Here is a 23,061-nt window from a genome sequence, read left to right on the forward strand (position 1 = left end):
GCTCCCGCACCCAAACATCAACAAAACGCCCCCTGGCCAAAAGCCCGGGGGCGTTTTGCGTTCTGGCCAACCCGACGCCGATGTCCTGGAGCGCTGCGTGGATGAACTCCGGTGCCGGCAGACCTCTGAGGTCCGACGGCATTGGGGCGATCGTTACAGGCCCGCGACGAACGTGGGGTCCGATCTGGAGGGGCCGCACGGCTTCAGCGGCAGTCTGGCTTGGCGTCTCAATCCCCGGGAGATTTACAGAAGGAAAATCAACGACTTGTGAATCTGCATGTCGGTTGTCCCGGCGGCGTACGGGTGCGTGATCGCCTGTGTTGGCACTGACGCGGAGGCCACATTTCCACCCGCCCCGGCGAGGCGCTCTTGACGGTGTGTGATGTTATCTCATAACAGTCGCGCTCTCCCCCCGACTTGAGGTCTTCATGCGTACTCCGATCTCCGCCTCCACCCGTCTGTTCCTGCTGTCAGCAGTTTCGACCGTCGCCCTCGCCTCGACGGGTTGGGCGGGCGCCGCTTACGCCCAGTCCGCGGGTCCGGACCAGGCCGACACGGTCGACGACGTGGTCGTCACCGCCTCGCCCTACGGCGTCAGCCAGCGCGCCTCGACCATCGCCACCGAGGTGCTGGACGAACAGGCCCTGGCCACGGCCCCGGCCCAGTCGCTGGGCGACATGCTGGCCGGCCAGCCGGGCCTGCGCTCGACCGGCTTCGCCCCCGGCGCCAGCCGTCCGGTGATCCGGGGTCTGTCGGGCCCGCGCGTTCAGGTCCTGACCAACGGCATCGGGATGATCGACGCCTCCTCGGTCTCGCCCGACCACGCCGTCGCCACCGACCCGGCCGAAGCCAGCCGTATCGAGGTGGTGCGCGGCCCCTCGACCCTGATGTACGGCGGCTCGGCCATCGGCGGGGTGGTCAACATCATCGACAGCCGCATCCCGACCGAGGTCCCGGAAGGCGGCCTGTCGGGCGTGATCTCGACCCAGGCCTCGACCGTCGACGACGGCAAGTCGATCTTCACCCGCCTGACCGCCGGGACCGGCCATTTCGCCTTCAACATCGACGGGGTGCGCCGCACGACCGACGACTATGACATCCCCTCGCCCGCCCGTTCGGCCCGTCTGGCGGCCGAGGACGGCGAGCCGCGCGGTCCGGGTGGCACCCAGCCCAACTCCTATACCGATCTGAAGGCCTGGGGCGTCGGCGGGGCGTACATCGCCGACAAGGGCTATTTCGGCGTCTCCTACAAGGACACCGACAGCGAATACGGCACCGTCGCCGAGCCGACCGTCTTCATCCAGCTGCACCAGACCCGCGAGGACGTCCGCGGCGAGTATAATTTCGACGCCGGCCCGTTCAAGACGATCCGCGCCAACTACGGCCACGCTGAATACACCCACACCGAGTTTGAGGACGCCGACACCCCCGGCACCATCTTCAACTCCGACGGTCAGGAAGGCCGCGTGGATCTGGTCCAGCGCCCCCGCTCGCTGGGCGGCGGCACCTGGAACGGCGCGATCGGCGCCCAGGGCCTGTCGCGCACCTTCGAGGCCATCGGCGAGGAAGCCTTCGTCCCGACCACGGACATCCAGGAGGGCGGGATCTACACCGTCCAGCGTCTGGACCTCGGCCAGTTCGGTTTCGAGGGCGGGCTGCGCTACGACCGCCACACGGTCTCGGCCGTTCCGCTGGGCGACACGACCGAGCTGGAGCGCGACTTCAACAACGTCTCGGCCTCGATCGCCGGCTTCCTGCGTCCGACCAAGGGCCTGTTCCTCGGCCTGAGCCTGGCCCACAACGAGCGGGCGCCGTCCGAGGTCGAGCTGTTTGCCGACGGCCTGCACGTCGCCACCGCCGCCTATGAGACTGGCGACCGGACCCTGGACACCGAGAAGGTCAACACCCTCGAAGGCACCGTCCACTACGACGCCGGCAAAATCTCGGGCGACCTGCACGTCTATGGTTCGAAATACGACGGCTTCATCGACGAGCGGCCGACGGGCGCGACCTATACCGCCGACGGCGAGGACTTCCCGGTCTTCCGGTTCGTCCAGACCGACGCGACCTTCTATGGCTTCGAGGCCGAGGGCTCCTACGCCCTGTGGGAGACCGGCTCGCGCAAGCTGGCTCTGGAAGGTTCGGCCGACTACGTCCACGCCGAGACGGACCTGGGGCCGGCGGCCCGCATCCCGCCGTGGTCGGTGACCGGTCGTCTGGCCTGGACCTCGACCCCGTTCGACGCCTCGGTCGAGGTGCGCCACGTCGCCGAACAGGACCGGGTCGCCGATCTGGAGCTGCCGACGGATGAGTACACCCTGCTCAACCTGGCCGCCGCCTGGCGTCCGCTAACCGACCGCAACGTCACCATCTTCGCCGAGGCGAAGAACCTGACCGACGAAGAGGCGCGCGAGCACGCCTCCTTCCTTAAGGACATCGCCCCGATGCCGGGCCGAAACTTCCGCATCGGCGTCGCCTACCGCTTCTGACACCATCCCCCCGACCCCCCGGCGCGCCTTTCCAGAGGCGTGTCGGGGAATGCCGTTGGCGAATCTGGTGACGCCCTGCGCCAAAGGGCTGGCGCCACACGGCTGCGAAAGCCTTCGGTAGCGTCAGGCTGAAGCGGCGCCCATCGGTTGGGTCTTACCCCAGCACTCCCCCGTTGGTGCGGATCACCTCGGCGTACAGCAGGCCGCTGTCCTTGATGGTGCGTTCCTGGGTCGCGTAGTTGACGTGGGTGATGCCGAAGCGCTTGGCGTAGCCCAGCGACCATTCGAGATTGTCGAGCAGGGACCAGGCCATATAGCCGCGCACGTCGACGCCCTTTGAAATGGCGTCGTGCAGGGCCTTGAGGTGGTTCTGGAGGTAGTCGACGCGCATCGGGTCGTGGATGCGGCCGTCGATGGCGTGGGGCGGGTCGTACCAGGCCGAGCCGTTCTCGGTGACCATCAGGGGCAGCTTGCCGCCGGTCTGTTCATGCAGCCACACCAGGGTGTCGGTGAAGGACGGCGGATAGACCTCCCAGCCGGTCTCGGTGTGGGCGTGCTGGACCTGTTTCACCGGGCGGGCGCGAACGGGCCAGGCGTCCGGGGCGTTTTCGGGGACGGCGCGGGTGTACCAGTTGAGGCCCATCCAGTCGGTCGGTTCGGCGATCAGGTCGAAGTCTTCGGCGGGGAAGTCGCGCATGGCATCGCCGTAGACCTCCTTCAGCTCTTCCGGATAACCGCGGCCCATCAGGGGATCGAGGAACCAGCGGTTCATCTGGGCCTCGGCGCGGCGGCGGGCGGCCTCGTCCTCGGGGCGGTCGGAGGCCGGATATTTGGGCTCGATATTGAGGATGATGCCGATGTCGTGCTGGCCGACCTGGCGGTAGCGGCGAACGGCGGCGCCGTGGGCGCGCAGGACGTTGTGGCCGGCGATCACGGCCTCATAGGCCGAGCGGTGGCCGGGGGCGAGGACGCCGTGCAGATAGCCGCCGTCGACGATGACCCAGGGCTCGTTGATCGTGCCCCAGGTCTTCACCCGGCCGTCGAACTTCTCGAACAGGACCTGGCCGTAGTCGGCGAACCAGTCGGCGATGTCGGGGTTCAGCCAGCCGCCGCGATCGTCGAGCGCGGCGGGCAGATCCCAGTGATAGAGGGTGCACAGGGGTTCGATCCCCTTCTCCAGCAGGCCGTCGATCAGGCGGTCGTAGAAGTCGAGGCCGGCGGGGTTAATCCGTCCGCGCCCCTCGGGCATGACCCGGCTCCAGGCGACGGAGAATCGGTAGGCCTGAAGGTTCAGCCGGGTCATCAGATCGATGTCCGACCGCCAGCGGTTGTAGTGGTCGCAGGCTGTGTCGCCGGTGTCGCCATTGGCCATCATTCCGGGCGTGTGGACAAAGCGGTCCCAGATGGATTCCCCGGCGCCGTCGGCCATGGAAGAGCCTTCGATCTGATAGGCGGCGGTCGCCGCGCCCCACAGAAAATTGTCTGGAAACAGGTATTTGGAGGTCATCGGGGGAGGGGCCTGCAAAGCTGGGGGACACAGTGACGCACGGTACGGAACCGAACCCTGTGGCGCCGCATTACTGCGACGGTTGGGGTTGTGACCAAACTACGGCACTTGCGGGGCCGATAGCTAGTGTGCCATGTAACCGCTTACATCGTTTTTATCGACGGACCTTCGATAAGTGGGCCGGTGCGATCGTCGCGACAGGGAAACGCAGTTGGGACAACCGGGCGTCATGCCTTCAGCCTTCGGACTCGCGGCGTGAAGCCGGCGACGATCCGCGACGTGGCGCGCCACGCGGACGTGTCCGTGGCCTCGGTGTCGCGCGTGCTGAACGGCGTGGGCGTGGTCAATGAACCGACCCGCCAGCGCGTCCTCCAGGCCATCGACGTCCTGAAATACGTGCCCCATTCCGGCGCGCGCAGCCTGTCGACCAGCCGCACCGACACGGTCGGGGTGATCCTGCCCGACCTGTTCGGGGAGTTCTTCTCGGAGCTGATCCGCGGCATGGATGTGGCGGCGCGGGCGCACGGCCTGCACCTGATCGTCTCCAGCTCGCACGACGACGCCGACGAGGTCTCGGCCGCCGTGCGCTCGATGCGCGGCCGCGTCGACGGGCTGATCGTCCTGTCGCCCTATCTGAACGCCGCCAGCCTGACAGCCAGCCTCGCCGGGCGGATGCCGGTGCTGCTGATGAACGGCGGGGCGATGGACGCGGCCCGGCCCTCGATCGTCATCGACAACCGCGCCGGCGCCATGACGGCGGTCGAGCATCTGCTGGGCCTGGGCCGGCGCCGCATCGCCCATATCTCGGGCCCTTCGGGCAACCTGGAGGCCGAGGCGCGGCTGGCGGGCTATGCCGAGGCCCTCGCCGGATCGGGCGTCGTGGCCCAGGTGCTGGACGGCGATTTCACCCAGGGCTCCGGCCACCGCGCCGTGACGCGTATGCTGGCCGCGGGCGATCGGCCCGACGCCATCTTCGCCGCCAACGACATGATGGCCGTGGGCGCGCTGCTGGCCCTGCAGGAAGCGGGCGTCCGCTGTCCCGAGGAGGTCGCCGTGGTCGGGTTCGACGACGTGCCGATCGCCGAACTGGTGCGACCCGCCCTGACCACCCTGCGCATCGACATCGCGGGTCTGGGCAAGCGCGCCGTTGAGCGGCTGGTCGGCCTGATCCAGTCGCCCGAGAGCGAAGAAGCCAACAACGAAATCCTCCGCCCGACCCTGGTCGTGCGCGGATCAAGCACGGCCGATGCGTCGGCCCAATCATCCCCGGCGGAGGCAAAACCCACCGCGCCGGGCGAAATTCTCATGGGGGAGATCCAGGATGTCTAGGATGAACACTCGCTCTCGCAACCGCGCGCTCGTCATGGGCGCCTCGGCGATGGCCTTCGCAGCCCTGCTCGGTTCCGCCGGCATGGCCTCGGCCCAGAACGCCACCTCGACCGTCCGGGGTTCGGTCACCGACGGCGCCGCCGCCGAGCCGGGCGCGACCATCGTCGCCCGGGAGGTCTCCACCGGCTTCACCAGCCGCACCACGGCCAACGCCAACGGCGGCTATACCCTGTCGGGTCTGCGGCCCGGCACCTATGAGGTGACCGCCACCACCGCCCAGGGCGAGACCGGTTCGGACACCGTCAGCATCGGCGTTGGCCAGGTCGGCAGCCTGGACCTGACCGTCGCGACGGAAACCGCCGCGGCGTCGTCGGACGCCGTCTCGGTCGGCGATGTGGTCGTCACCGGCCGCCGTCTGGTCGAGGTGCGGACGCCCGAAAGCGCCACCAACGTCACGACGCAGCAGATCCAGGTCCTGCCGCAGATCAACCGCAACTTCCTGAACTTCGCCGCCCTGGCCCCCGGGGTGCGGGTGTCCACCAACGAGTCCGAGGTCACGATTACGGCCGGCGGCCAGCGCGCGGAGGCGGTCAACGCCTTCATCGACGGCGCCAGCCTGAAGTCCAACGTCATCTCGGGCGGCATCGTCGGCCAGGACGACAGCCGCGGCAATCCGTTCCCGCAGGCGGCGATCTCGGAGTTCCGCGTCGTCAGCCAGAACTTCAAGGCCGAGTACGAACAGGCCTCTGCGGCCATCATCACCGCCGTGACCAAGTCGGGCACCAACGACTTCCACGGCGAGATCTTCGGCACCTACCGCGACCAGGATATGATCGCCCAGGACCAGTTCTCGCGCGGCCGGGGCGATCCCAAGCCCGATCTGCGTGTCGAGCAATACGGTCTCGCCCTCGGCGGTCCGATTATCCGCGACCGACTGCATTTCTTCACCAGCTATGAGCACAAGGAAGAGAACCGCGCTGCGGTCGTGAACCTGGGGCGTCAGACGCCGGCCTACCAGACGCAGTTCGCCCAGTATCTCGGCACCTTCGCTACGCCGTTCGAGGAAGACCTCGTCTTCGGCAAGTTGAGCTTCCAGCCGGTCGAGGGCCATCAGTTTGACTTCAGCGTCACCTATCGCGACGAGGGCGACACCACGGGCGTCGGCGGGGCCAATTCCTTCGATCGCGCCACCGGCCTGCAACAGACGACCAAGAGCGCCAACTTCCGCTACCAATGGCAGGGGCAGGGCTTCCTGAACGAGTTCGCGGTCGACTACCGGGACTACAACTACAACCCCACGGCGGCCAATTTCGACACGCCCGGGGCCAGCTACCGCATCTTCGAAAGCGGCTATGATCCGTTCGGCGGCGTGGCGATCATCAACCTGGGCGGCGCCAATACGCGCCAGAATATCACCGACGAAGCGATCACGGTTCGCGACGATCTGACCTTCAACGAGGTCGAGTTCCACGGCTTCCATACCATCAAGCTGGGCGCCAAATTCTCGAACCAGAACTACACCGTCGACAAGGAGTTCGGCCGCAATCCGGAGTTCTTCTTCGACCTGAACGGCACGGCCAGCGGCAACGCCGCGATTCCGTACCGGGTCCAACTGGGCAACGCCTTCCCGACCGTGGACCTGACCAACAAGGTGTACGGCCTGTATCTGCAGGACGATTGGCGTCTGACCGACAAGCTGGAGCTGAACCTCGGCATCCGCTGGGACTATGAGGACAACGCCAACAACAACAACTACGTCACGCCGGCCTCGGTCGTGGCGGGTCTGAACCAGTGGATCGCCTCCACCGACGGCGGCAAGCCCGCCGGCTATGCGCCGAGCTGGTTCAACATCAATGACTACATCTCGACCGGCAACAACCGCTCGCCGTTCAAGGACGCCTTCCAGCCGCGGATCGGCTTCTCGTACGACATCTTCGGCGACCGCTCGACGGTGATCTTCGGCGGCGCGGGCCGCTACTATGACCGCGTCAACTTCAACTTCTCGTTCGACGAGATCGCCAAGCCGTTCGACAACACCAAGAACGCCTTCTTCGCGGCCTCGGTGCCGGCCGGGGCCGTTCAGAACGGCAGCGCGGCCAACCCGTTCCTGTGGAATCCGTCCTATGCGACGGGCGCGGGCCTGGACGCGCTCCTGGCCGGTATTCCGGCCAAGGGCGAGGCCTTCCTGCTCAGGAACGACTTCGAGCCGCCGCGCACCGACCAGTTCAATCTGGGCGTTCGCCAGCGCTTCGGCGACTGGCAGGCCGAGTTCACCCTGGCCTATGGCAAGACCGAGAACGAGTTCACCTGGCAGTATCTGAACCGCTGCCGCGAGGCGACCACGGGCGCCCAGGGCAATGGCTTCGGCGACAACGGCGGCTTCTGCTCGCCGGGCGCGGCGAACCCGTACCGCACCTATCTGGTGTCGGACCACAACAAGGAGCGCACCTTCAAGGCGCTCTACGTCAAGCTGGACAAGAACTATACGCGGGACTCGGGTTGGGGCCTGAACATCGCCTACACCCTGTCCAGCTCCAAGCAGAACGGCGGCAACGACAACTTCTGCTTCGACTGCTTCAGCGTCGAGACCTCGCCGGAACGGTCGTCGGCCAATGATGAGCGTCATCGCATCGTGGCCAACGGCATCGTCGACCTGCCCTTCGACTTCCAGCTGTCGGGCATCCTGACCCTCGGTTCGGGCACGCCGTTCGACGTGTTCGACGGCACGGGTCCGGCCTTCGTCTACCGCCCGTACGGCGCCTATCCGGAGAAGGAGCAGTTCTTCATTCCGAACGCCTTCGCCTACCGCAATCTGGACCTGCGCCTGGCCAAGAACCTGCCGGTCTGGGGCGGCGGACAGGTTCAGGTCTACGTCGACGCCATCAATGTGTTCAACTTCAAGAACTACAGCGGCTTCGACGGCGGCACCGGCTCGGCGACCAGCCCGAACGCCAACTTCGGCAACCCGAGCTCGGTCCTGTTCCCGACGCGGTCGTTCCAGATCGGGGCGCGCTACAGCTTCTGATACTCCCCTGAGACTGCGCCGCCCCCTGTTCGCAGGGGGCGGTTTTTTCTTTTCCGTCCCCCGTTCGTGCCTGATTTCGCGTAGGAGTCCCCCATGGATCGTCGTCTGTTTCTGATGGGCTCCGTCGCCGCCACCGCTTCGGTCGCGGCGCTTCCCGCGTTCGCGGCCCAGCGTGTGCGACTGCCGGCCGTCAAGCGGCTGGATCCCGAGATCGACGAACTGCAACGACGGACCTTCCAGTGGTTCGTCGACGTCACCGACCGGCGCACAGGGCTGACCCCCGACCGCTGGCCGACCAAATCCTTCTGCTCCATCGCCGCGGTGGGCTTCGCCCTGAGCTGCTGGCCGACGGGCGTCGAGCGCGGCTGGATGAGCCGGGCCGAGGCGCGCGAGCGGACCCTGATCACGGTCCGCTATTTCTGGGAGCTGCCGCAGGGGCCGGGCGAGCAGGGCACGGCGGGCTACAAGGGCTTCTTCTACCACTTCCTCGACATGGAGAGCGGGCTGCGCTTCGGACGCACCGAGCTGTCGACGGTCGACACGGCCCTGCTGGTCGCCGGCATGCTGTTCGCCGCCCGCTACTTCGACCGCGACACGGCGGAGGAGCGCGAGATCCGCGACCGGGTCCAGGCCATCTATGAGCGCATCGAATGGCCCTGGGCCGTGGTGCGGCCCAACCGGATCACCATGGGCTGGCATCCGGACACCGGCTTCATCCCGTCGGACTGGTATGTCTACAACGAGGGGATGCTGATCCTGCTCATGGCCATGGGCAGCCCGACCCACCCGGTGGACGCCGGGGTCTGGTCGGAGTGGGTGACCAGCTACGACCGCAGCTTCGTCGAGCGCGAGACCGACCGTTACCTGGAATTCGCCCCGCTGTTCGGGCACCAGTACAGCCATATGTTCGTGGACTTCCGCGGCATCCGCGACGCCTGGATGCGCGGCCAGTCGGCCATGCGCGGCGACACCCTGGACTATTTCGAGAACAGCCGCCGGGCCGTCTACGCCCAGAAGCAGTATGCGACCGACAACGTCGGGAACTGGGGCTATTCGTCCGAGATCTGGGGCCTGACGGCCTGCGACGGGCCGGGCGATTTCAAACAGACGATCGACGGCGTCGAGCGCGAGTTCTTCAGCTATTCCGCGCGCGGGCCGGGCGACCGGGACGACGGCACCATCGCCCCGACGGCGGCGGCGGCCTCCATCGCCTTCGCGCCCGAGATCGTCGTGCCCTGCATCAAGGCGATGAAGGCCAAGTACGGCTCGGCGATCTATACCCAGTACGGCTTCCTCGACAGCTTCAACCCGACCCTGAATGTGCTGGAGCATCCGTTGCAGCATGGGCGGATCGAGACGGGTCTGTGCTGGGTCGACGGCGACTATCTGGGCATCGATCAGGGGCCGATCGTGATGATGATCGAGAACCATCGCTCGGAGCTGATCTGGCGGCACATGCACGGCGAGCCCAATCTGAGGCGCGGGCTGGAGAAGGCCGGGTTCACCGGCGGCTGGCTGGCGTCATGAGAGAATTCGCGCCCGACCGGCGGATGGCGCTCGGCCTGCTCGCGGGCGGGGCTGCGGCGCTGAGCGGGTGCGGGCGGAATGACGGGCGGACGGTCCTGCAGTTCTGGGCCATGGGCAATGAGGCGACCAATGTCGGCCAGATCCTGCCCGAGTTCGAGCGGCGCAACCCGGACATCAAGGTGGTGGTGCAGGCCCAGCCCTGGACCTCGGCGCACCAGAAGCTGCTCACCGCCTATGCCGGGGCGTCGCTGCCGGACATCAGTCAGGTGGGAAATACCTGGATCGGCGAGCTGACGGCCATCGGCGCCCTGTCACCGGTTCCGGCCGAGGCGGCGGACCTGCAGACCGACCAGTTCGGCGCCGTGCTGGGCACGATGATGATCGACGGCAAGGCGATGGCCACGCCCTGGTATGTCGATACGCGGCTGCTCTTCTATCGCTCCGATATTCTGGCCAAGGCCGGGTATGAGGCCGTGCCCGAGGACTGGGCCGAATGGAAAAAGTCCATGCACGCCGTCAAGCGCGCGGCGGGGGAGGGCAACTACGCCATCCTGTTGCCCGTGAACGAGTTCGAGCAGTTGCAGACCCTGGGCCTGCAGGGCGACGATCCGCTGCTGCGGGACAATGAGACGCGCGGGAATTTCGCCAGTCCGTCGTTCGTGGAGGCCCTGGCCTTCTACAAGAGCCTGTTCGACGAGGGGTTGGCGCCGCTGGCGTCCTCGACGCAGATCTCGAATGTCTGGACCGAGTTCGGACGGGGGTATTTCAGCTATTATTTCAGCGGCCCGTGGACCATCGGGGACATGAAGGCCAAGCTTCAGCCGGCGATCCAGCCGCACTGGACCACGGCGGGGGTGCCGGGGCCGCGCGGGCCGGGCGCCTCGGCGCCGGGCGGATCGTCGCTGGCGGTGTTCAAGAGCTCGGACAAGCAGGCGGCGGCGTGGAAGCTGATCCGCTATCTGTCGGAGCCCGCGGTGCAGGCGCGGTTCAACGTCATCACCGGCGATCTGCCGGCGCGGCAGTCGGGCTGGAATGCGCCCCAGGTGGCCAACGACCCCTATATCGCCGCCTTCAAGGGCCAGCTGAGTCGCGCCAAGCCCCTTCCCAAGGTGCCCGAGTGGGAGCGGATCTCGGCCGAGATGCAGATCGTCGCCGAACGGATGGTGCGCGGCGAATATACGCCCGCCGCGGCAGGCGCCGAGATCAACCGCCGCGCCGACCGGCTGCTGGAAAAGCGCCGCTGGATGATCGAACAGGGGAGGGCGGTATGAGCACGACCATCACCGCCCGCGAGCGCGCGGCCTGGGGCTTTGTGGCGCCGGCGCTGATCGCCATCGCCGTCTTCTTCGCCATTCCGGTGATCGCGGCCCTGCTGCTGAGCCTGACCGACTTCGATATCTACGCCCTGGCCGATCTGAAGAACCTGCGCTTCGTGGGGCTGCAGAACTATGAGCGGCTGCTGACCAATCCGCTGTTCTGGGGGGCGATGAAGAACACCCTGTGGTTCAGCGTGCTGGGCGTGCCCCTGGCCATCGCGGCGTCGCTGTTCGCGGCGGTGATCCTGAACGCGCGGACGGTGAGGTGGCGGCCGATCTGGCGCGTGGTGTTCTTCGCCCCCTATGTGACCACGCTCGTCGCGACGGCGGTGCTGTGGAACTACATGCTCCATACCAAGTACGGGGTGATCAACTGGATCCTGACCTCGGTCGGCCTGCCGGCCGTGGACTGGCTGGGGAGCCCGGCGACCTCGGTGCCGGCCATCCTGATGTTCGTGGTGTGGAAGATCTTCGGCTACAATATGCTGATCTTCCTGGCCGTGCTGCAGACCGTGCCCGACGACCTCTATGAGGCGGCGCGGATCGATGGGGCGGGGCCGTGGAAACAGTTCCGGCACGTGACCCTGCCGGCCATCGCGCCGACGCTTCTGCTGGTCTCGATCATCTCGGTGGCGGGCTTCTTCCAACTGTTCGCCGAGCCCTATGTGATGACGCAGGGCGGACCGGCCCAGTCGACCGTGACGGTGCTCTACTTCATGTACGAAGAGGGCTTCAAATGGTGGAACCTGGGGTCCGCCTCGGCCGTGGCCTTCATCCTGTTCCTGTGCATCTTCGCGGTGACGATGGTGCAGCTGTGGGCGTCGCGGAAGCTGGGGGGAGACCACACGTGAAGCTGCGGGTTCTTCTTCTCAATGTCGCCGTCGCCCTGATCGGGCTGGTGGTCCTGTTCCCGCTCGCCTGGATGGTCTCGGTCAGCTTCATGTCGACCGGGGAGGCGGCGACCTTCCCGCCGCCGCTGCTGCCCAGGGTCTGGACCCTGTCGCATTACCGCGAGCTGTTCGTCGATCAGGGCATGGGCCGATACATGGGAAACAGCCTGGCGCTGGCGACGCTGGCGACCCTGCTGGCTCTGGGGTTCACGGTGCCGGCGGGCTACGCCTTCGCCAAGCTGAGGTTCCGGGGGCGGGACCGGATCTTCCAGATGCTGATCGGGGCGCTGGTCATCCCGGCGCAGATCGGCACCCTGCCGCTGTTCCTGATGCTGAAGTCGGTGGGGCTGGTGAACACCTATGCCGGGGCGCTGGTGCCGTGGCTGGCCTCGATCTTCGGCATCTTCCTGGTGCGTCAGTATGCGCTGTCGATCCCGGAGGAGATGCTGGAGGCGGCGAGGATCGACGGGGCGTCGGAGGGGCGGATCTTCCGCTCGGTGGTGCTGCCGACCCTGACGCCCATTCTGGTGACCCTGGCGCTGTTCGTCTTCCTCGGCAGCTGGAACGACTTCCTGTGGCCGCTGATCATCCTGACGGACCAGTCGAACTACACCCTGCCGGTGGCGCTGGCGGCCCTGTCGCGCGAGCATGTGCAGGACGCCGAGATGATGATGGCCGGGGCGGTGATCACGGTGGCGCCGGTGCTGGTGCTCTTCCTGGCGCTGCAACGCTACTACATCCGCGGCATGCTGGCGGGGAGCGTGAAGGGTTGAGCGGAGTGGGTATGCGTAAGACGGCGATGGTCCTTGGAGTTCTGGCGCTGCTGGCCGGGCCGTCGCTCGCGCAAAGCCCTGAAACCCAGACGCCGATCGTGTCGGTGCAGGACATTCCGGCCGCGGTCGAGGCGCCGCCGACCACGCCCGCGCCCGTGGTGCTGGACGATTTCGAGGATCTGACGCCGTGGAAGGCCGACGCCTCGACGGATGTGTCGTCGGCGATCTCGTCCGTCGAGGGCCATGGCGGCGGCAAGGCCATGCGGCTGGACTACGACTTCAACGGCAAGTCGGGTTACGCCTTCGCGGCGCGCCCCTTAAGTTTCACCGCGCCCGCCAACTATGAGATCCGTTTCCGGGTGCGGGGCGCCGGGCCGTCGAACACCTTCGAGGTCAAGTTCACCGACGCGAGCGCCGAGAACGTCCACTGGCGCCAGACGACGCGCTACACCTTCCCCGACGGCTGGACCGAGTTCGTGATCAAGAAGCGGCAGGTGTCGTGGGCCTGGGGGCCGAACCCGGACCATGCCTTCAGGGGCGCCGAGCGGATCGAGTTCGTGGTCACGGCGGGCGAGGGGGGCAAGGGCTTCATCGAGGTCGACGATCTGACACTGCGTGAGCTGCCGCCCGAGCCGGCGGTCCCGCCGCGGCCTCTGGCGACGGCGACGAGTGAAGATGGAAACTCAATTGCGTCCGGCAGTGTGGATGGTGACCCACAGACCGTGTGGCGTTCGACCGCCGAGGGCGAGCAGAGCCTGACGCTGGACCTCGGCTATGAGCGCGAGTTCGGCGGGCTGACGCTGAAGTGGGCCGAGCGGTCGTCGGCGGCGAAATACCGGGTCATGGCGTCTTCGGATGGCGAGGTCTGGACGGCCCTGGCCCAGGTCGATCAGGGCGACGGCGGGACGGATTGGTTGCGCACGCCCGAGGCCTCGGCGCGTTTCCTGCGGTTCGACCTTCTGGCGCCGCCCGCCATTCAGGCGCGGACCGGTGCCCAGATGGGGGCCGGGCAGGGGCGTGATGCGGCGCAGACGTCGTATGCCTTGTCGGAAGTGACCGTTGACCCGCTGGCGTTCGGCAAGGACGAGACGGCGTTCCTGAGTGCGGTGGCGCGGCAGAGCCGGCGCGGCCTCTATCCGCGCGGCTTCGTCGGGGAACAGCCCTACTGGACGCTGGTCGGCGTCGACGGGGGCGGCGAGAGCGGGCTGATCTCGGAAGACGGCGCCATCGAGCTGAGGCGCGGCGGGCCGTCGGTCGAGCCCTTTGTGCTGGACAACGGCCGTCTGGTCACCTGGGCCGACGTGCGGATCGAACAGGGGCTTGTGGACGGCTATCTGCCGATCCCGACGGTGACCTGGACCCATGAGGGCTGGACGCTGAAGGTGACGGCGATCGCCCAAGGCGACCCGGGCCACAGCGCGCTGATCGGGCGATACGACCTGACCAACACCTCGGGCCGGGAACAGGTGCTGCAGTTCGCCCTGATGGCGCGGCCGACGCAGGTCAATGGCCCGAGCCAGTTCCTGACCACGCCGGGCGGGGCCAGCCCGGTCCACGAGATTTTGTATTCCGGCGTCTCGGCGCTTCTGGACCAGACCCCCGGCGTGCCCGAAGGCAGTAGCGAGGTCGTTTTCGCGGCTCAGCCGGATCGGGTGGCGATGGCGCCGTTCGAGGCCGGGTCCGATCCCCAGAGCCTGCTGACCCGGGCCCCGACCTCGACCCGGACGGTGACGGATCCGTCGGGCCTGGCGGCGGTGGCCGCGATCTATGACGTTCGCCTGAAGCCGGGCGAGACGCGGACCCTGTCTTTCTACACCAACCTCGACCCGATGGGCGGCGTTCCGTCCGTGCCGATTTCGAACCCCGATCCGACCGCCTCAGTCGACTATTTCCAGGCGTCAGTGGCGGCCAGCTGGCGCGAGAAGCTGAACCGGTTCGATCTGATCACCCCGCCCGAGGGGCAGCGGATCGCGGAGACGATGAAGACCTCGCTGGCCCATATGCTGATGTCGCGGCAGGGGCCGAGGCTGCAGCCGGGGACGCGGTCGTATAACCGCAGCTGGATCCGCGACGGGGCCATGATGGCCGAGGGGCTGGACCGGCTGGGCCATGCCGATCTGTCGGCCGACTATCTGCGCTTCTATGCGCCCTATGTGTTCAGTGACGGCAAGGTGCCGTGCTGCGTCGATCAGCGCGGCGCCGATCCGGTGCCGGAGAACGACAGCCATGGGGAGTTCATCTTCCTGGCCGCCGAGACCTATCGCTACACCCATGACGAGGCCCTGCTGCGTTCGGTCTGGCCGCAGGTGCAGGCGGCGATCGCCTATATGGACGGGCTGCGCGCCTCGACCCGGGTTCCGGCCAACCGGACGCGGGAGACGCGGCATCTGTACGGCCTGCTGCCGCCGACGATCAGCCATGAGGGCTATTCGGACAAGGCGGCCTTCAGCTTCTGGGACGATTTCTGGGGTCTGCTGGGCTACAAGGACGCGGTCTTCATCGCCGAGACGCTCGGTGACACGGCGGCCGCCCAGCGCTTCGCGGCGGCGCGCGACGAGTTCCAGACCGATATCCGCAACGCCATCACCGGCACGGCCATCCGCCACCACATCGACTTCATCGCCGGGGCGGCCGACCGGGGCGACTTCGACGCCACCTCGACCAGTATCGCCCTGTCGCCGGCGGGCGCGCAGGCGGACCTGCCGCAGGGGCTGATGAAGCGGACGTTCGAGAAATACTGGGAGAATTTCACGGCGCGGCAGGAGAACCGCAACGCCTGGAAGGACTACACCCCCTATGAGCTGAGGAACGTCGGGGTCTTCGTGCGGCTGGGTCAGAGGGACCGGGCCATGCGGGCGCTGGACTTCTTCTTCGCCGACCGCAGGCCCCAGGCCTGGAACGGCTGGGCCGAGGTGGTGGGGCGCGATCTGCGCGAGCCGCGCTTCATCGGCGACATGCCGCACGCCTGGATCAGCTCGGACTACATCCGCTCGGCGCTCGATCTGTTCGTCTATGAGCGGGACGCCGACCACGCCCTGGTGCTGGCGGCGGGCCTGCCGCTGGACTGGGTGGATGCGCCGACGGGGGTGGGGGTGCGTGAGGTGCGCACGGCCTATGGATCGCTGACCTACGACTTCAAAAAGGAAGGGACCGTCAGGGTGCTGACGATCGCGCCGGGCGTGACGCCGCCGGGCGGCTTCGTGGTGCAGTGGCCGGACGGGGTGGACCTGCCGCCGCGTCCACGCATCGACGGTCGACGCGGCGAGTGGAAGGGCCGCGAGGTGGTGATCCCGGCCGGGGCGAGACGGGTGGAGTTTCGGTAGCGTCTCTCCTCACCACGCGTAGCGTGGGGAGGGGGACCGCCCGCCGCTTGGCGGGTGGTGGAGGGGGTTCTCCATCTGACTCAGTCGCGGGGGTCGAGAGGCCTGAAAGAACCCCCTCCGTCTCTTCGCTTCGCTACGAGCCACCTCCCCATCGCAAAGCGATGGTGAGGAGATTAGCCGAGCCGCTGAAACGCCTTGCCGTCCCCATCGAACAGGTGGGCCTGATCGGCGGCGACATGCAGTTTGATCGCGTCGCCCATGGCCGGGCGGATGTCGCCGGGGAGCTGGACGGTCAACGTTTCCGAGGCGCCGGCCAGGTTCACATAGGCATAGGTGGCGTGGCCCAGGGTCTCGACGAAGGCGGCCTTCGTGGAAAGGACGTTGGCCTTGCCGGACAGGGTCAGATGTTCGGGGCGAACGCCGAGGGTGACCGTGTCGCCCGCCCGGGCGCGTGAGGCGTCGACGTCGACACGGACAGTCTCGCCGCCGGGCAGGGTGACCGAGGCGCCGCCCTTGCCGACGATGGCGATCTCGGCCGGGATCAGGTTCATCTTCGGACTGCCGATGAAGCCGGCGACGAAAAGGTTGGTCGGATGCTCATAGAGCTCCATCGGCGAGCCGACCTGTTCGATGACGCCGCCGTTCAGGACCACGATCCGGTCGGCCAGGGTCATGGCCTCGATCTGGTCGTGGGTGACGTAGATCATCGTCGTCTTGAGCCGCTCGTGCAGGCCGGCGAACTCATAGCGCATGCGCACGCGCAAGGCTGCGTCGAGGTTGGACAGGGGCTCGTCGAACAGGAAGACCTCGGGCTCGCGCACGATGGCGCGGCCGATGGCGACGCGCTGGCGCTGGCCGCCGGACAGGGCCTTGGGCTTGCGGTCGAGGTAGTCGGTGATGTTCAGGGTCTCGGCGGCCGCGCGGACCTTGGCGTCGATCTCGGCCTTGTCGGTCTTGGCCAGTTTCAGGCCGAAGGCCATGTTCTCGTAGACCGACATATGCGGATAGAGGGCGTAGGACTGGAAGACCATGGCGATGCCGCGGTCGGACGGCGAGAGGTCGTTTACCCGCTTGTCGCCGATGGCGATGTCGCCGGCGGAGGCGTCCTCGAGGCCCGCGATGGTGCGCAACAGGGTCGACTTGCCGCAGCCCGACGGGCCGACGAAGACGACGAACTCCCCGTCCTGGATGTCGAGATCGATGCCGCGCAGGACCTCGGTCGCGCCGAAATTCTTGCGGATGCCGCTGAGCCGGACGTCGGCCATGTGTTCCTGCCTGTCGTTCTTGTTTTACAGGCTTTGTAAGCGGTTACGCGGAGGGGGAGAAGACCGAATGCCTCCGTAGAACCACACCAGCAGTTCGGGAGCCGGTCCGAGCGCGCGGCGCCCACGCGCTCAGGCGCGCGGAAACAGGATGGCCGCGAAGGTCGGAATGGCTTGGTGCACCTCGGGCGCGCCCTCCGCATCGCAAAGGACCCGGCGCGCCGCACCGGTGATCCAGTGCGACAGCAGAAGGGCGTCCATACGGGTCAGTTGCGGCGCGACCGGCCCAAGGTAGCTGAGTGTCGTGGAGCCCCGGCTGTAGCGCACCCGGGCGGCGAAGTCGGCCAGGGCCGGATCCCGGGTGGCGGCGAAGAAGAAAGTCTCGAAGGCGCGCACCCGCGGCGCCGCGCGACCCATCTCCAGAAAGGCCAGTATGTGCCGCCCGAGGTCGTCGTGCTGGGCCGTCATGGCGCCCCAGCGCTCGGCGCTGCTGACGATGCCCTCATAGACCGAGGCGTAGCCTGCCGTCATAAGCGCGGCGCGGGTAGGGAAGTGGTGGGTCACCGCCCCCAGGCTGAGGCCGGCCTCAAGCGCGGCCGCACGGTGAGTCAGGGCGCCTTCTCCGGCCTCATCGACCGCCGACACCACGGCCCCGGCGATGCGCGCCGCCGCGCCCGTCAGCGGCGGAAAGATGGTTGTGCGTTGCGACAGGGCCTCGGCGGCTTCGCGCCAGGGCGCCGGCCGGGCCAGCAGTTCGGGATCGCCGGAGAGGCGGGCGGTCAGCCGGGTGCAGACCTCCTCGAGGCCGGCCCGGTCATGCAGCGGTCGCCAACGAACCAGATGTCCAAAGCGCTCGGACTGCAGGACGGCCGCGGCGACCGGCGCCAGATCGGCGGACAGGGAAAAGCGCGCCAGGGCGGCGGCCCAGAAGGTCTCCCACAAACCCATCCATTGGTCGGCCGTCGCCGAGACCCACCAGGTCGCAGCGACGGTGTCGCAGGCCTCGGCCTGGGCCAGGACGCGTTTTCGAGCGCACCAGTCATCGATGACGGCTGTCGCGAAGGCCGGAAATCCCGCCGGCGTCCAGGGCGCGCCCGCGGCCGCCTCGGCCAGGCGCTCACGCAGCCAGACCCGGGTCTCGGCGACGGCGCGTTGCTGAGCGACGCCGTACAAGCGTTCGAGGGACTGAAAGTGATAATTGATCGCCGACGCGGAGGTCCCGGCACGCGCGGCGACGGCCCGCGCCGTGGCTCCCGCCACCCCCGACACGGCCATCTGCTCCAGAAACGCCTGGATCAGGTCGTCGGCCCGCGTGGATCGCCTGTCCAATGAGGCGGGGTCGACGGAAGTCAGTTTCGGCATGTTTTCTCTCTGCCGGGTCCCGGGCCGGTGGGCAACCCCGGGACAATGGCCGGACCCGTCTTCCGGGCGCCAGCACGCGGGAGGGAACAACCGTTCTGAAAAGGCTCGTACACCGATGAAACCCCGGATCGCTTTTCGGCGTACCCGATCCATGGCGCCGGTCGATATCCGTAACGCCCGAGGTTTCATGCGGGGGGCGGAAGTGCGATGTCAGGCATGCAAGGGCGAAAGGAGCGGATCATGAGGCGGGGGAGGGCGAGTGAGGTGACGGTCCTGTTCCAGTCCATCCCCTCCGGCGCGCCGGCCAGACAGGCCTTGATCGACCCGTTTGGGCGGCGGATCGACTATCTGCGGGTCTCGGTGACCGATCGTTGCGATCTGCGCTGCGTCTATTGCATGGCCGAGCGCCAGACCTTCCTGCCGCGCCGGGATTTGTTGAGCCTTGAGGAACTGGACCGGCTCTGCACCGGCTTCGTCGATCTGGGGACGCGGCGGCTGCGGCTGACGGGCGGCGAGCCTCTGGTGCGCAAGGGCTTCATGGATCTGGTCCGGTCCCTGTCGCGGCACCTGGCGAGCGGGCGGCTGGAGGAGCTGACCCTGACCACCAATGGAACGCGGCTGGAGGCCCATGCCGAGGCTCTGGCGGCCTGTGGCGTGCGGCGGATCAATGTGTCTCTCGATACGCTGGACCCGGCCCTCTATCGCCGGATCACCCGGGGCGGGGATCTGGGGCCGGTCATGGCCGGGCTGGACGCGGCCCAGGCTGCGGGTCTGGAGGTCAAGATCAACACCGTGGCCCTGAAAGGCGACAATGCCGGCGAACTGGCCGGGATGGTGCGGTGGGCGCACGGACGCGGCATGGGGCTGACCCTGATCGAGACCATGCCCCTGGGCGAGATCGAGGCCGACCGGACGGATCAGTATCTGCCTCTGTCGGCGGTGCGCGCGGACTTCGAGGCGCGCTGGACCCTTACGCCCACGGTCCGGCGCACGGCGGGCCCTGCCCGCTATGTCCGGGTCGAGGAGACGGGCGGGACGCTCGGTTTCATCACCCCGATGAGCCATCAGTTCTGTGAGGCCTGCAACCGGGTGCGGGTGACCTGCACCGGCGATCTGGTCCTCTGTCTGGGGCGCGAGGACGGCGTGGCCTTGCGGCCGGTGTTGCGGGCGAGCCCGGACGAAGATGCGCCCCTGCATGAGGCGATCCGCGTGGCCATTCTCGGCAAGCCGAAGGGGCATGATTTCCAGATCGACCGGCCCGGGGCGGCGCCCGCCGTGGCGCGGCCCATGTCGATGACGGGGGGCTGACGATGGCGACGGTGAAACTGTTCGGGGTCTTCCGCGATCTGGCCGGCTGGAGCGAGAGCGTCATCGACGTCCCGACCCTGGGCGCGCTGAAGGCGAGGCTGGTCGCGGACCATCCGGGTCTGGCCGAGCGGCTGGATCACACGACGACGCTTGTCATCAAGAACGCCCTGATGCTGCACCGGAGCGAGCGCGGCGACGAACTGCCGCTGGAGGCCACGGACGAGATCGCCTTCGGGCCGCCGGTCAGCGGGGGGTGAGATGATCCGCATCCAGACCGCGCCCCTGTCGCCCGGAGAGCTGCTGGACGCGTTTTCGCACGGGCGTCAGGCCACCGGGGCCGTGGCCAGCTTCACCGGCCTGACCCGCGCGGACGTCGGGGTCGAGCGGCTGGTGCTGGACGCCTATCCCGGCTTCACCGAGCCGGTCATGGAAGGGATCGAGGCCGAGGCGCGTGAGCGGTTCGAGGTCCAGGATGTGCTGGCCGTGCATCGCTGGGGCCCGATCGCGGTGGGGGAGCCGATCGTCTTCGTCGCCGTCGCCGCCGCCCACAGGCGGGCGGCCTTCGAGGCCTGCGACTTTCTGATGGACCAATTCAAGACCCGCGCGCCCTTCTGGAAGAAGGAAGAGGGCCCGAGCGGCGCCCGCTGGATCGAGCCGCGCGATCAGGACCACGCCGACCTCGCCCGCTGGGAGACCCAATGACCGACCCCCTTCCCGATCTTCCCGCGCCCGCCGGCAAGCTGATCGACGGCCCGCTGACACGGGTGCGGATCGCGGTCCTGACGGTGTCGGACACCCGCGACGAAGACAGCGACACCTCCGGCGGCATTCTCGCCGACCGGATCGTCGCGGCGGGCCATGTCTGCGCGGCGCGGGGCCTTGTCCCGGACGACATCGGCGCCATCCGGACGCAGGTGAAGGCGTGGATCTCGGCCGGGGCGGCGGACGTCGTCATTACCACCGGCGGCACCGGCCTGACCGGCCGCGACGTGACGCCCGAGGCGCTGGAGCCCCTGTTCGACAAGCGGATCGACGGCTTTTCGGTGATCTTCCATCAGGTCAGCTACCAGACGGTCGGTCTGTCCACCCTGCAGTCGCGGGCGACGGCGGGGATCATCGACGGGGTCTTCGTCTTCTGCCTGCCGGGCTCGAACGGGGCGGTGCGCGACGGCTGGGACAAGGTCATCCGCTGGCAACTCGACAGCCGCCACTGGCCCTGCAACATGGTCGAGCTGATGCCCCGGCTGCTGGAGCGATGATGCCGGACGACCCCTCCCGCCTGACCCATATCGACGCCGACGGGCGGGCCCGGATGGTCGACGTCTCCGGCAAGGCCGAGACGACGCGCGAGGCGACGGCGCACGGCCGCATCGTCATGGCGCCGGAGACCCTCGCCCTGGCTCTGTCCGGAGAGGGCAGGAAGGGCGATGTGCGAGCCGTGGCGGAGATCGCCGGGGTCATGGCGGCCAAGCGGACCAGTGACCTGATCCCGATGTGCCATCCGCTGATGCTGACCTCGGTCAAGGTTTCGGTGGAGCCGACCGCGGACGAGGCGGGTCTGGAGGTCACAGCCACCGTGCGGACCCGGGGGCAGACCGGGGTGGAGATGGAGGCCCTGACGGCGGCGAGCGTCGCTCTGCTGACCCTCTATGACATGCTCAAGGCGGCGGACCGGGGCATGGTGATCGAACAGGTGGCGCTGGTCGCCAAATCCGGCGGCGCGTCCGGCGACTGGACCCGCGCATGACGCTGCCGACCGTGGAAGAGGCGAGGGCCGCGATGCTGGCGGCGGTCGCGCCGCTGGGGTCCACCTCCGTGCCGCTCGGCGAGGCGGACGGGCGTCGGCTGGCCGAACCCGTCCGGGCGTTGCGACACCAGCCGCCGTTCGACGCCTCGGCCATGGACGGCTGGGCGGTGCGGGCGACCGATGTCGCGCGGGGCGCCCGGCTGCGCATCGTCGGCGAGAGCGCGGCGGGAGGCGAGGCCGAGCTGGCCATCGAACCGGGCGAGGCGGCGCGGATCTTCACCGGGGCGGCCCTGCCGGCAGGCGCGGACTATGTCGTGGTTCAGGAACAGGCCCGGCGCGACGGCGACGAGGTGGTGCTGGAGGCCGGGCGCGGTCCCGCGAGCTATGTGCGGCCGTGCGGCGGCGACTTCCGCGAGGGGCAGGTCCTGCTGGAGGCCGGGCTGAAGCTCAATCCGTGGCGGCTGGCGCTGGCGGCGTCGGCCGGGTGGGCCAGGGTGGTGTGCGGCGGGCGGCCTCGGGTCGCCATCCTGCCCAACGGCGACGAGCTGGTGGAGCCCGGCCGGGCGGCGGGGGCGCACCAGATCTATAATGCAGGGGCGCCCGCGCTCGCCGCCTTCGTGGCGCGACAGGGCGGCGTGCCCAAGGCCCTGCGGCCCGCGCGGGACGAGGAGGCGGACATCCTGTCCCTGATCCGCAGTGTGACCTTCGACCTTCTGGTCACCATCGGCGGCGCCTCGGTCGGCGACCATGACCGGGTCAAGCCGGCGCTGCGCTCGATGGGGGCCGAGCTTCACGTCGAGGGTTGCGCCATGCGGCCGGGCAAGCCGGTCTGGTTCGCCCTGTTGCCCGACGGGCGGCCGGTGCTGGGCCTGCCGGGCAATCCGGCCTCGGCCCTGGTCTGCGCCGAACTGTTTCTCGGGCCGGTGCTGGCGGCGCTGCAGGGGGGAGCGGATGAGACGGGGTTCGAAACCGCGATCCTCGCCGAGCCCCTGCCGTCCAACGGGCCGCGCGACCACTATATGCGCGCCCGGATCGAGACGGGGCGGGACGGGGCGCGGCGCGTGACGCCCTTCCCCAATCAGGATTCCTCGCTGGTCTCGGTCATGGCCCAGGCCGATGTTCTGGTTCGCCGCCCCCCGTTCGCCCCCGCGGCGCCGCTGGGCGCGGTCGTCGAAATCCTGCGTCCGGTAGGTTAGAGTCAGC

Annotated in this window: 17 protein-coding genes; 14 read left to right on the top strand and 3 right to left on the bottom strand. The window is 68.2% G+C overall.

Annotation, left to right across the window (positions count from 1 at the left end; genetic code table 11):
• Positions 1-428: 428 nt before the first annotated feature.
• Positions 429-2,489 carry a TonB-dependent receptor gene (locus AC1ROD_RS18695; RefSeq protein ID WP_492949764.1) on the top strand — a complete coding sequence of 687 codons (2,061 nt, stop codon included), beginning with the start codon at positions 429-431 and terminating at the stop codon, positions 2,487-2,489.
• Positions 2,490-2,643: 154 nt separating this feature from the next.
• Here AC1ROD_RS18695 and AC1ROD_RS18700 read toward each other — a convergent pair whose 3' ends face one another.
• On the bottom strand, positions 2,644-3,996 hold the full coding sequence (locus AC1ROD_RS18700) for a GH1 family beta-glucosidase (protein WP_492949765.1): 1,353 nt from the start codon (positions 3,994-3,996) through the stop codon (positions 2,644-2,646).
• A 255-nt stretch (positions 3,997-4,251) separates the two neighbouring features.
• Here AC1ROD_RS18700 and AC1ROD_RS18705 point away from each other — a divergent pair, with 255 nt between their 5' ends.
• The 7 genes from AC1ROD_RS18705 (at position 4,252) to AC1ROD_RS18735 (ending at position 16,179) form a co-directional block, all read left to right on the top strand.
• On the top strand, positions 4,252-5,325 hold the full coding sequence (locus AC1ROD_RS18705) for a LacI family DNA-binding transcriptional regulator (protein ID WP_492949766.1): 1,074 nt from the start codon (positions 4,252-4,254) through the stop codon (positions 5,323-5,325).
• 1 nt (position 5,326) lies between these two features.
• The gene (locus tag AC1ROD_RS18710) at positions 5,327-8,350 is read left to right on the top strand and encodes a TonB-dependent receptor (protein WP_492949767.1); all 3,024 of its coding nucleotides are present in this window, start codon (positions 5,327-5,329) and stop codon (positions 8,348-8,350) included.
• A gap of 93 nt (positions 8,351-8,443) precedes the next feature.
• The gene (locus AC1ROD_RS18715) at positions 8,444-9,877 is read left to right on the top strand and encodes a glucoamylase family protein (RefSeq protein WP_492949768.1); all 1,434 of its coding nucleotides are present in this window, start codon (positions 8,444-8,446) and stop codon (positions 9,875-9,877) included.
• Complete coding sequence (locus tag AC1ROD_RS18720) at positions 9,874-11,148, top strand: extracellular solute-binding protein (RefSeq protein ID WP_492949769.1); 1,275 nt, start codon at positions 9,874-9,876, stop codon at positions 11,146-11,148. Before AC1ROD_RS18715 ends, AC1ROD_RS18720 begins: the two co-directional genes overlap by 4 nt.
• Positions 11,145-12,044 carry a carbohydrate ABC transporter permease gene (locus tag AC1ROD_RS18725; RefSeq protein ID WP_492949770.1) on the top strand — a complete coding sequence of 300 codons (900 nt, stop codon included), beginning with the start codon at positions 11,145-11,147 and terminating at the stop codon, positions 12,042-12,044. The genes AC1ROD_RS18720 and AC1ROD_RS18725 overlap by 4 nt, the downstream gene beginning before the upstream one ends.
• Entirely contained in the window at positions 12,041-12,856 is an 816-nt protein-coding gene (locus AC1ROD_RS18730) for a carbohydrate ABC transporter permease (RefSeq protein WP_492949771.1), read from the top strand. The genes AC1ROD_RS18725 and AC1ROD_RS18730 overlap by 4 nt, the downstream gene beginning before the upstream one ends.
• An 11-nt stretch (positions 12,857-12,867) precedes the next feature.
• Positions 12,868-16,179, top strand: a complete 3,312-nt coding sequence (locus AC1ROD_RS18735; RefSeq protein ID WP_492949772.1) for a discoidin domain-containing protein — start codon at positions 12,868-12,870, stop codon at positions 16,177-16,179.
• Positions 16,180-16,352: 173 nt separating this feature from the next.
• Here the strand turns inward: AC1ROD_RS18735 and AC1ROD_RS18740 are convergent, their stop codons facing one another.
• Entirely contained in the window at positions 16,353-17,444 is a 1,092-nt protein-coding gene (locus AC1ROD_RS18740) for an ABC transporter ATP-binding protein (RefSeq protein ID WP_492949773.1), read from the bottom strand.
• A 129-nt stretch (positions 17,445-17,573) separates the two neighbouring features.
• The gene (locus AC1ROD_RS18745; RefSeq protein ID WP_492949774.1) at positions 17,574-18,803 is read right to left on the bottom strand and encodes a TetR/AcrR family transcriptional regulator; all 1,230 of its coding nucleotides are present in this window, start codon (positions 18,801-18,803) and stop codon (positions 17,574-17,576) included.
• A gap of 264 nt (positions 18,804-19,067) precedes the next feature.
• Between AC1ROD_RS18745 and moaA the strand changes: the two genes are divergently transcribed.
• The 6 genes from moaA to AC1ROD_RS18775 are packed head-to-tail and all read left to right on the top strand — an operon-like array spanning position 19,068 to position 23,054.
• Complete coding sequence (gene moaA, locus AC1ROD_RS18750) at positions 19,068-20,111, top strand: GTP 3',8-cyclase MoaA (protein ID WP_492949775.1); 1,044 nt, start codon at positions 19,068-19,070, stop codon at positions 20,109-20,111.
• Positions 20,112-20,113: 2 nt separating this feature from the next.
• Positions 20,114-20,368: a MoaD/ThiS family protein gene (locus AC1ROD_RS18755; RefSeq protein WP_492949776.1), complete on the top strand. Its 255-nt coding sequence runs from the start codon at positions 20,114-20,116 to the stop codon at positions 20,366-20,368.
• 1 nt (position 20,369) lies between these two features.
• Positions 20,370-20,813: a molybdenum cofactor biosynthesis protein MoaE gene (locus AC1ROD_RS18760; RefSeq protein ID WP_492949777.1), complete on the top strand. Its 444-nt coding sequence runs from the start codon at positions 20,370-20,372 to the stop codon at positions 20,811-20,813.
• Positions 20,810-21,370: a molybdenum cofactor biosynthesis protein B gene (gene moaB / locus AC1ROD_RS18765; RefSeq protein WP_492949778.1), complete on the top strand. Its 561-nt coding sequence runs from the start codon at positions 20,810-20,812 to the stop codon at positions 21,368-21,370. The genes AC1ROD_RS18760 and moaB overlap by 4 nt, the downstream gene beginning before the upstream one ends.
• Complete coding sequence (gene moaC, locus AC1ROD_RS18770) at positions 21,370-21,858, top strand: cyclic pyranopterin monophosphate synthase MoaC (RefSeq protein ID WP_492949779.1); 489 nt, start codon at positions 21,370-21,372, stop codon at positions 21,856-21,858. Before moaB ends, moaC begins: the two co-directional genes overlap by 1 nt.
• Positions 21,855-23,054, top strand: coding sequence for a molybdopterin molybdotransferase MoeA (locus AC1ROD_RS18775; protein WP_492949780.1), 1,200 nt, complete (start codon positions 21,855-21,857; stop codon positions 23,052-23,054). The genes moaC and AC1ROD_RS18775 overlap by 4 nt, the downstream gene beginning before the upstream one ends.
• Positions 23,055-23,061 lie beyond the last annotated feature (7 nt).

This window comes from Brevundimonas sp. GW821-FHT12E07, from assembly GCF_058807035.1.

Bases quoted from the DNA above. Each gene is read 5' to 3' on its own strand.
- AC1ROD_RS18695 (WP_492949764.1), top strand. From the start codon at position 429: ATGCGTACTCCGATCTCCGCCTCCACCCGTCTGTTCCTGCTGTCAGCA.
- AC1ROD_RS18700 (WP_492949765.1), bottom strand. From the start codon at position 3,996: ATGACCTCCAAATACCTGTTTCCAGACAATTTTCTGTGGGGCGCGGCG.
- AC1ROD_RS18710 (WP_492949767.1), top strand. From the start codon at position 5,327: ATGAACACTCGCTCTCGCAACCGCGCGCTCGTCATGGGCGCCTCGGCG.
- AC1ROD_RS18715 (WP_492949768.1), top strand. From the start codon at position 8,444: ATGGATCGTCGTCTGTTTCTGATGGGCTCCGTCGCCGCCACCGCTTCG.
- AC1ROD_RS18720 (WP_492949769.1), top strand. From the start codon at position 9,874: ATGAGAGAATTCGCGCCCGACCGGCGGATGGCGCTCGGCCTGCTCGCG.
- AC1ROD_RS18725 (WP_492949770.1), top strand. From the start codon at position 11,145: ATGAGCACGACCATCACCGCCCGCGAGCGCGCGGCCTGGGGCTTTGTG.
- AC1ROD_RS18735 (WP_492949772.1), top strand. From the start codon at position 12,868: ATGCGTAAGACGGCGATGGTCCTTGGAGTTCTGGCGCTGCTGGCCGGG.
- AC1ROD_RS18740 (WP_492949773.1), bottom strand. From the start codon at position 17,444: ATGGCCGACGTCCGGCTCAGCGGCATCCGCAAGAATTTCGGCGCGACC.
- AC1ROD_RS18745 (WP_492949774.1), bottom strand. From the start codon at position 18,803: ATGCCGAAACTGACTTCCGTCGACCCCGCCTCATTGGACAGGCGATCC.
- AC1ROD_RS18755 (WP_492949776.1), top strand. From the start codon at position 20,114: ATGGCGACGGTGAAACTGTTCGGGGTCTTCCGCGATCTGGCCGGCTGG.
- AC1ROD_RS18760 (WP_492949777.1), top strand. From the start codon at position 20,370: ATGATCCGCATCCAGACCGCGCCCCTGTCGCCCGGAGAGCTGCTGGAC.
- moaB (WP_492949778.1), top strand. From the start codon at position 20,810: ATGACCGACCCCCTTCCCGATCTTCCCGCGCCCGCCGGCAAGCTGATC.
- moaC (WP_492949779.1), top strand. From the start codon at position 21,370: ATGCCGGACGACCCCTCCCGCCTGACCCATATCGACGCCGACGGGCGG.
- AC1ROD_RS18775 (WP_492949780.1), top strand. From the start codon at position 21,855: ATGACGCTGCCGACCGTGGAAGAGGCGAGGGCCGCGATGCTGGCGGCG.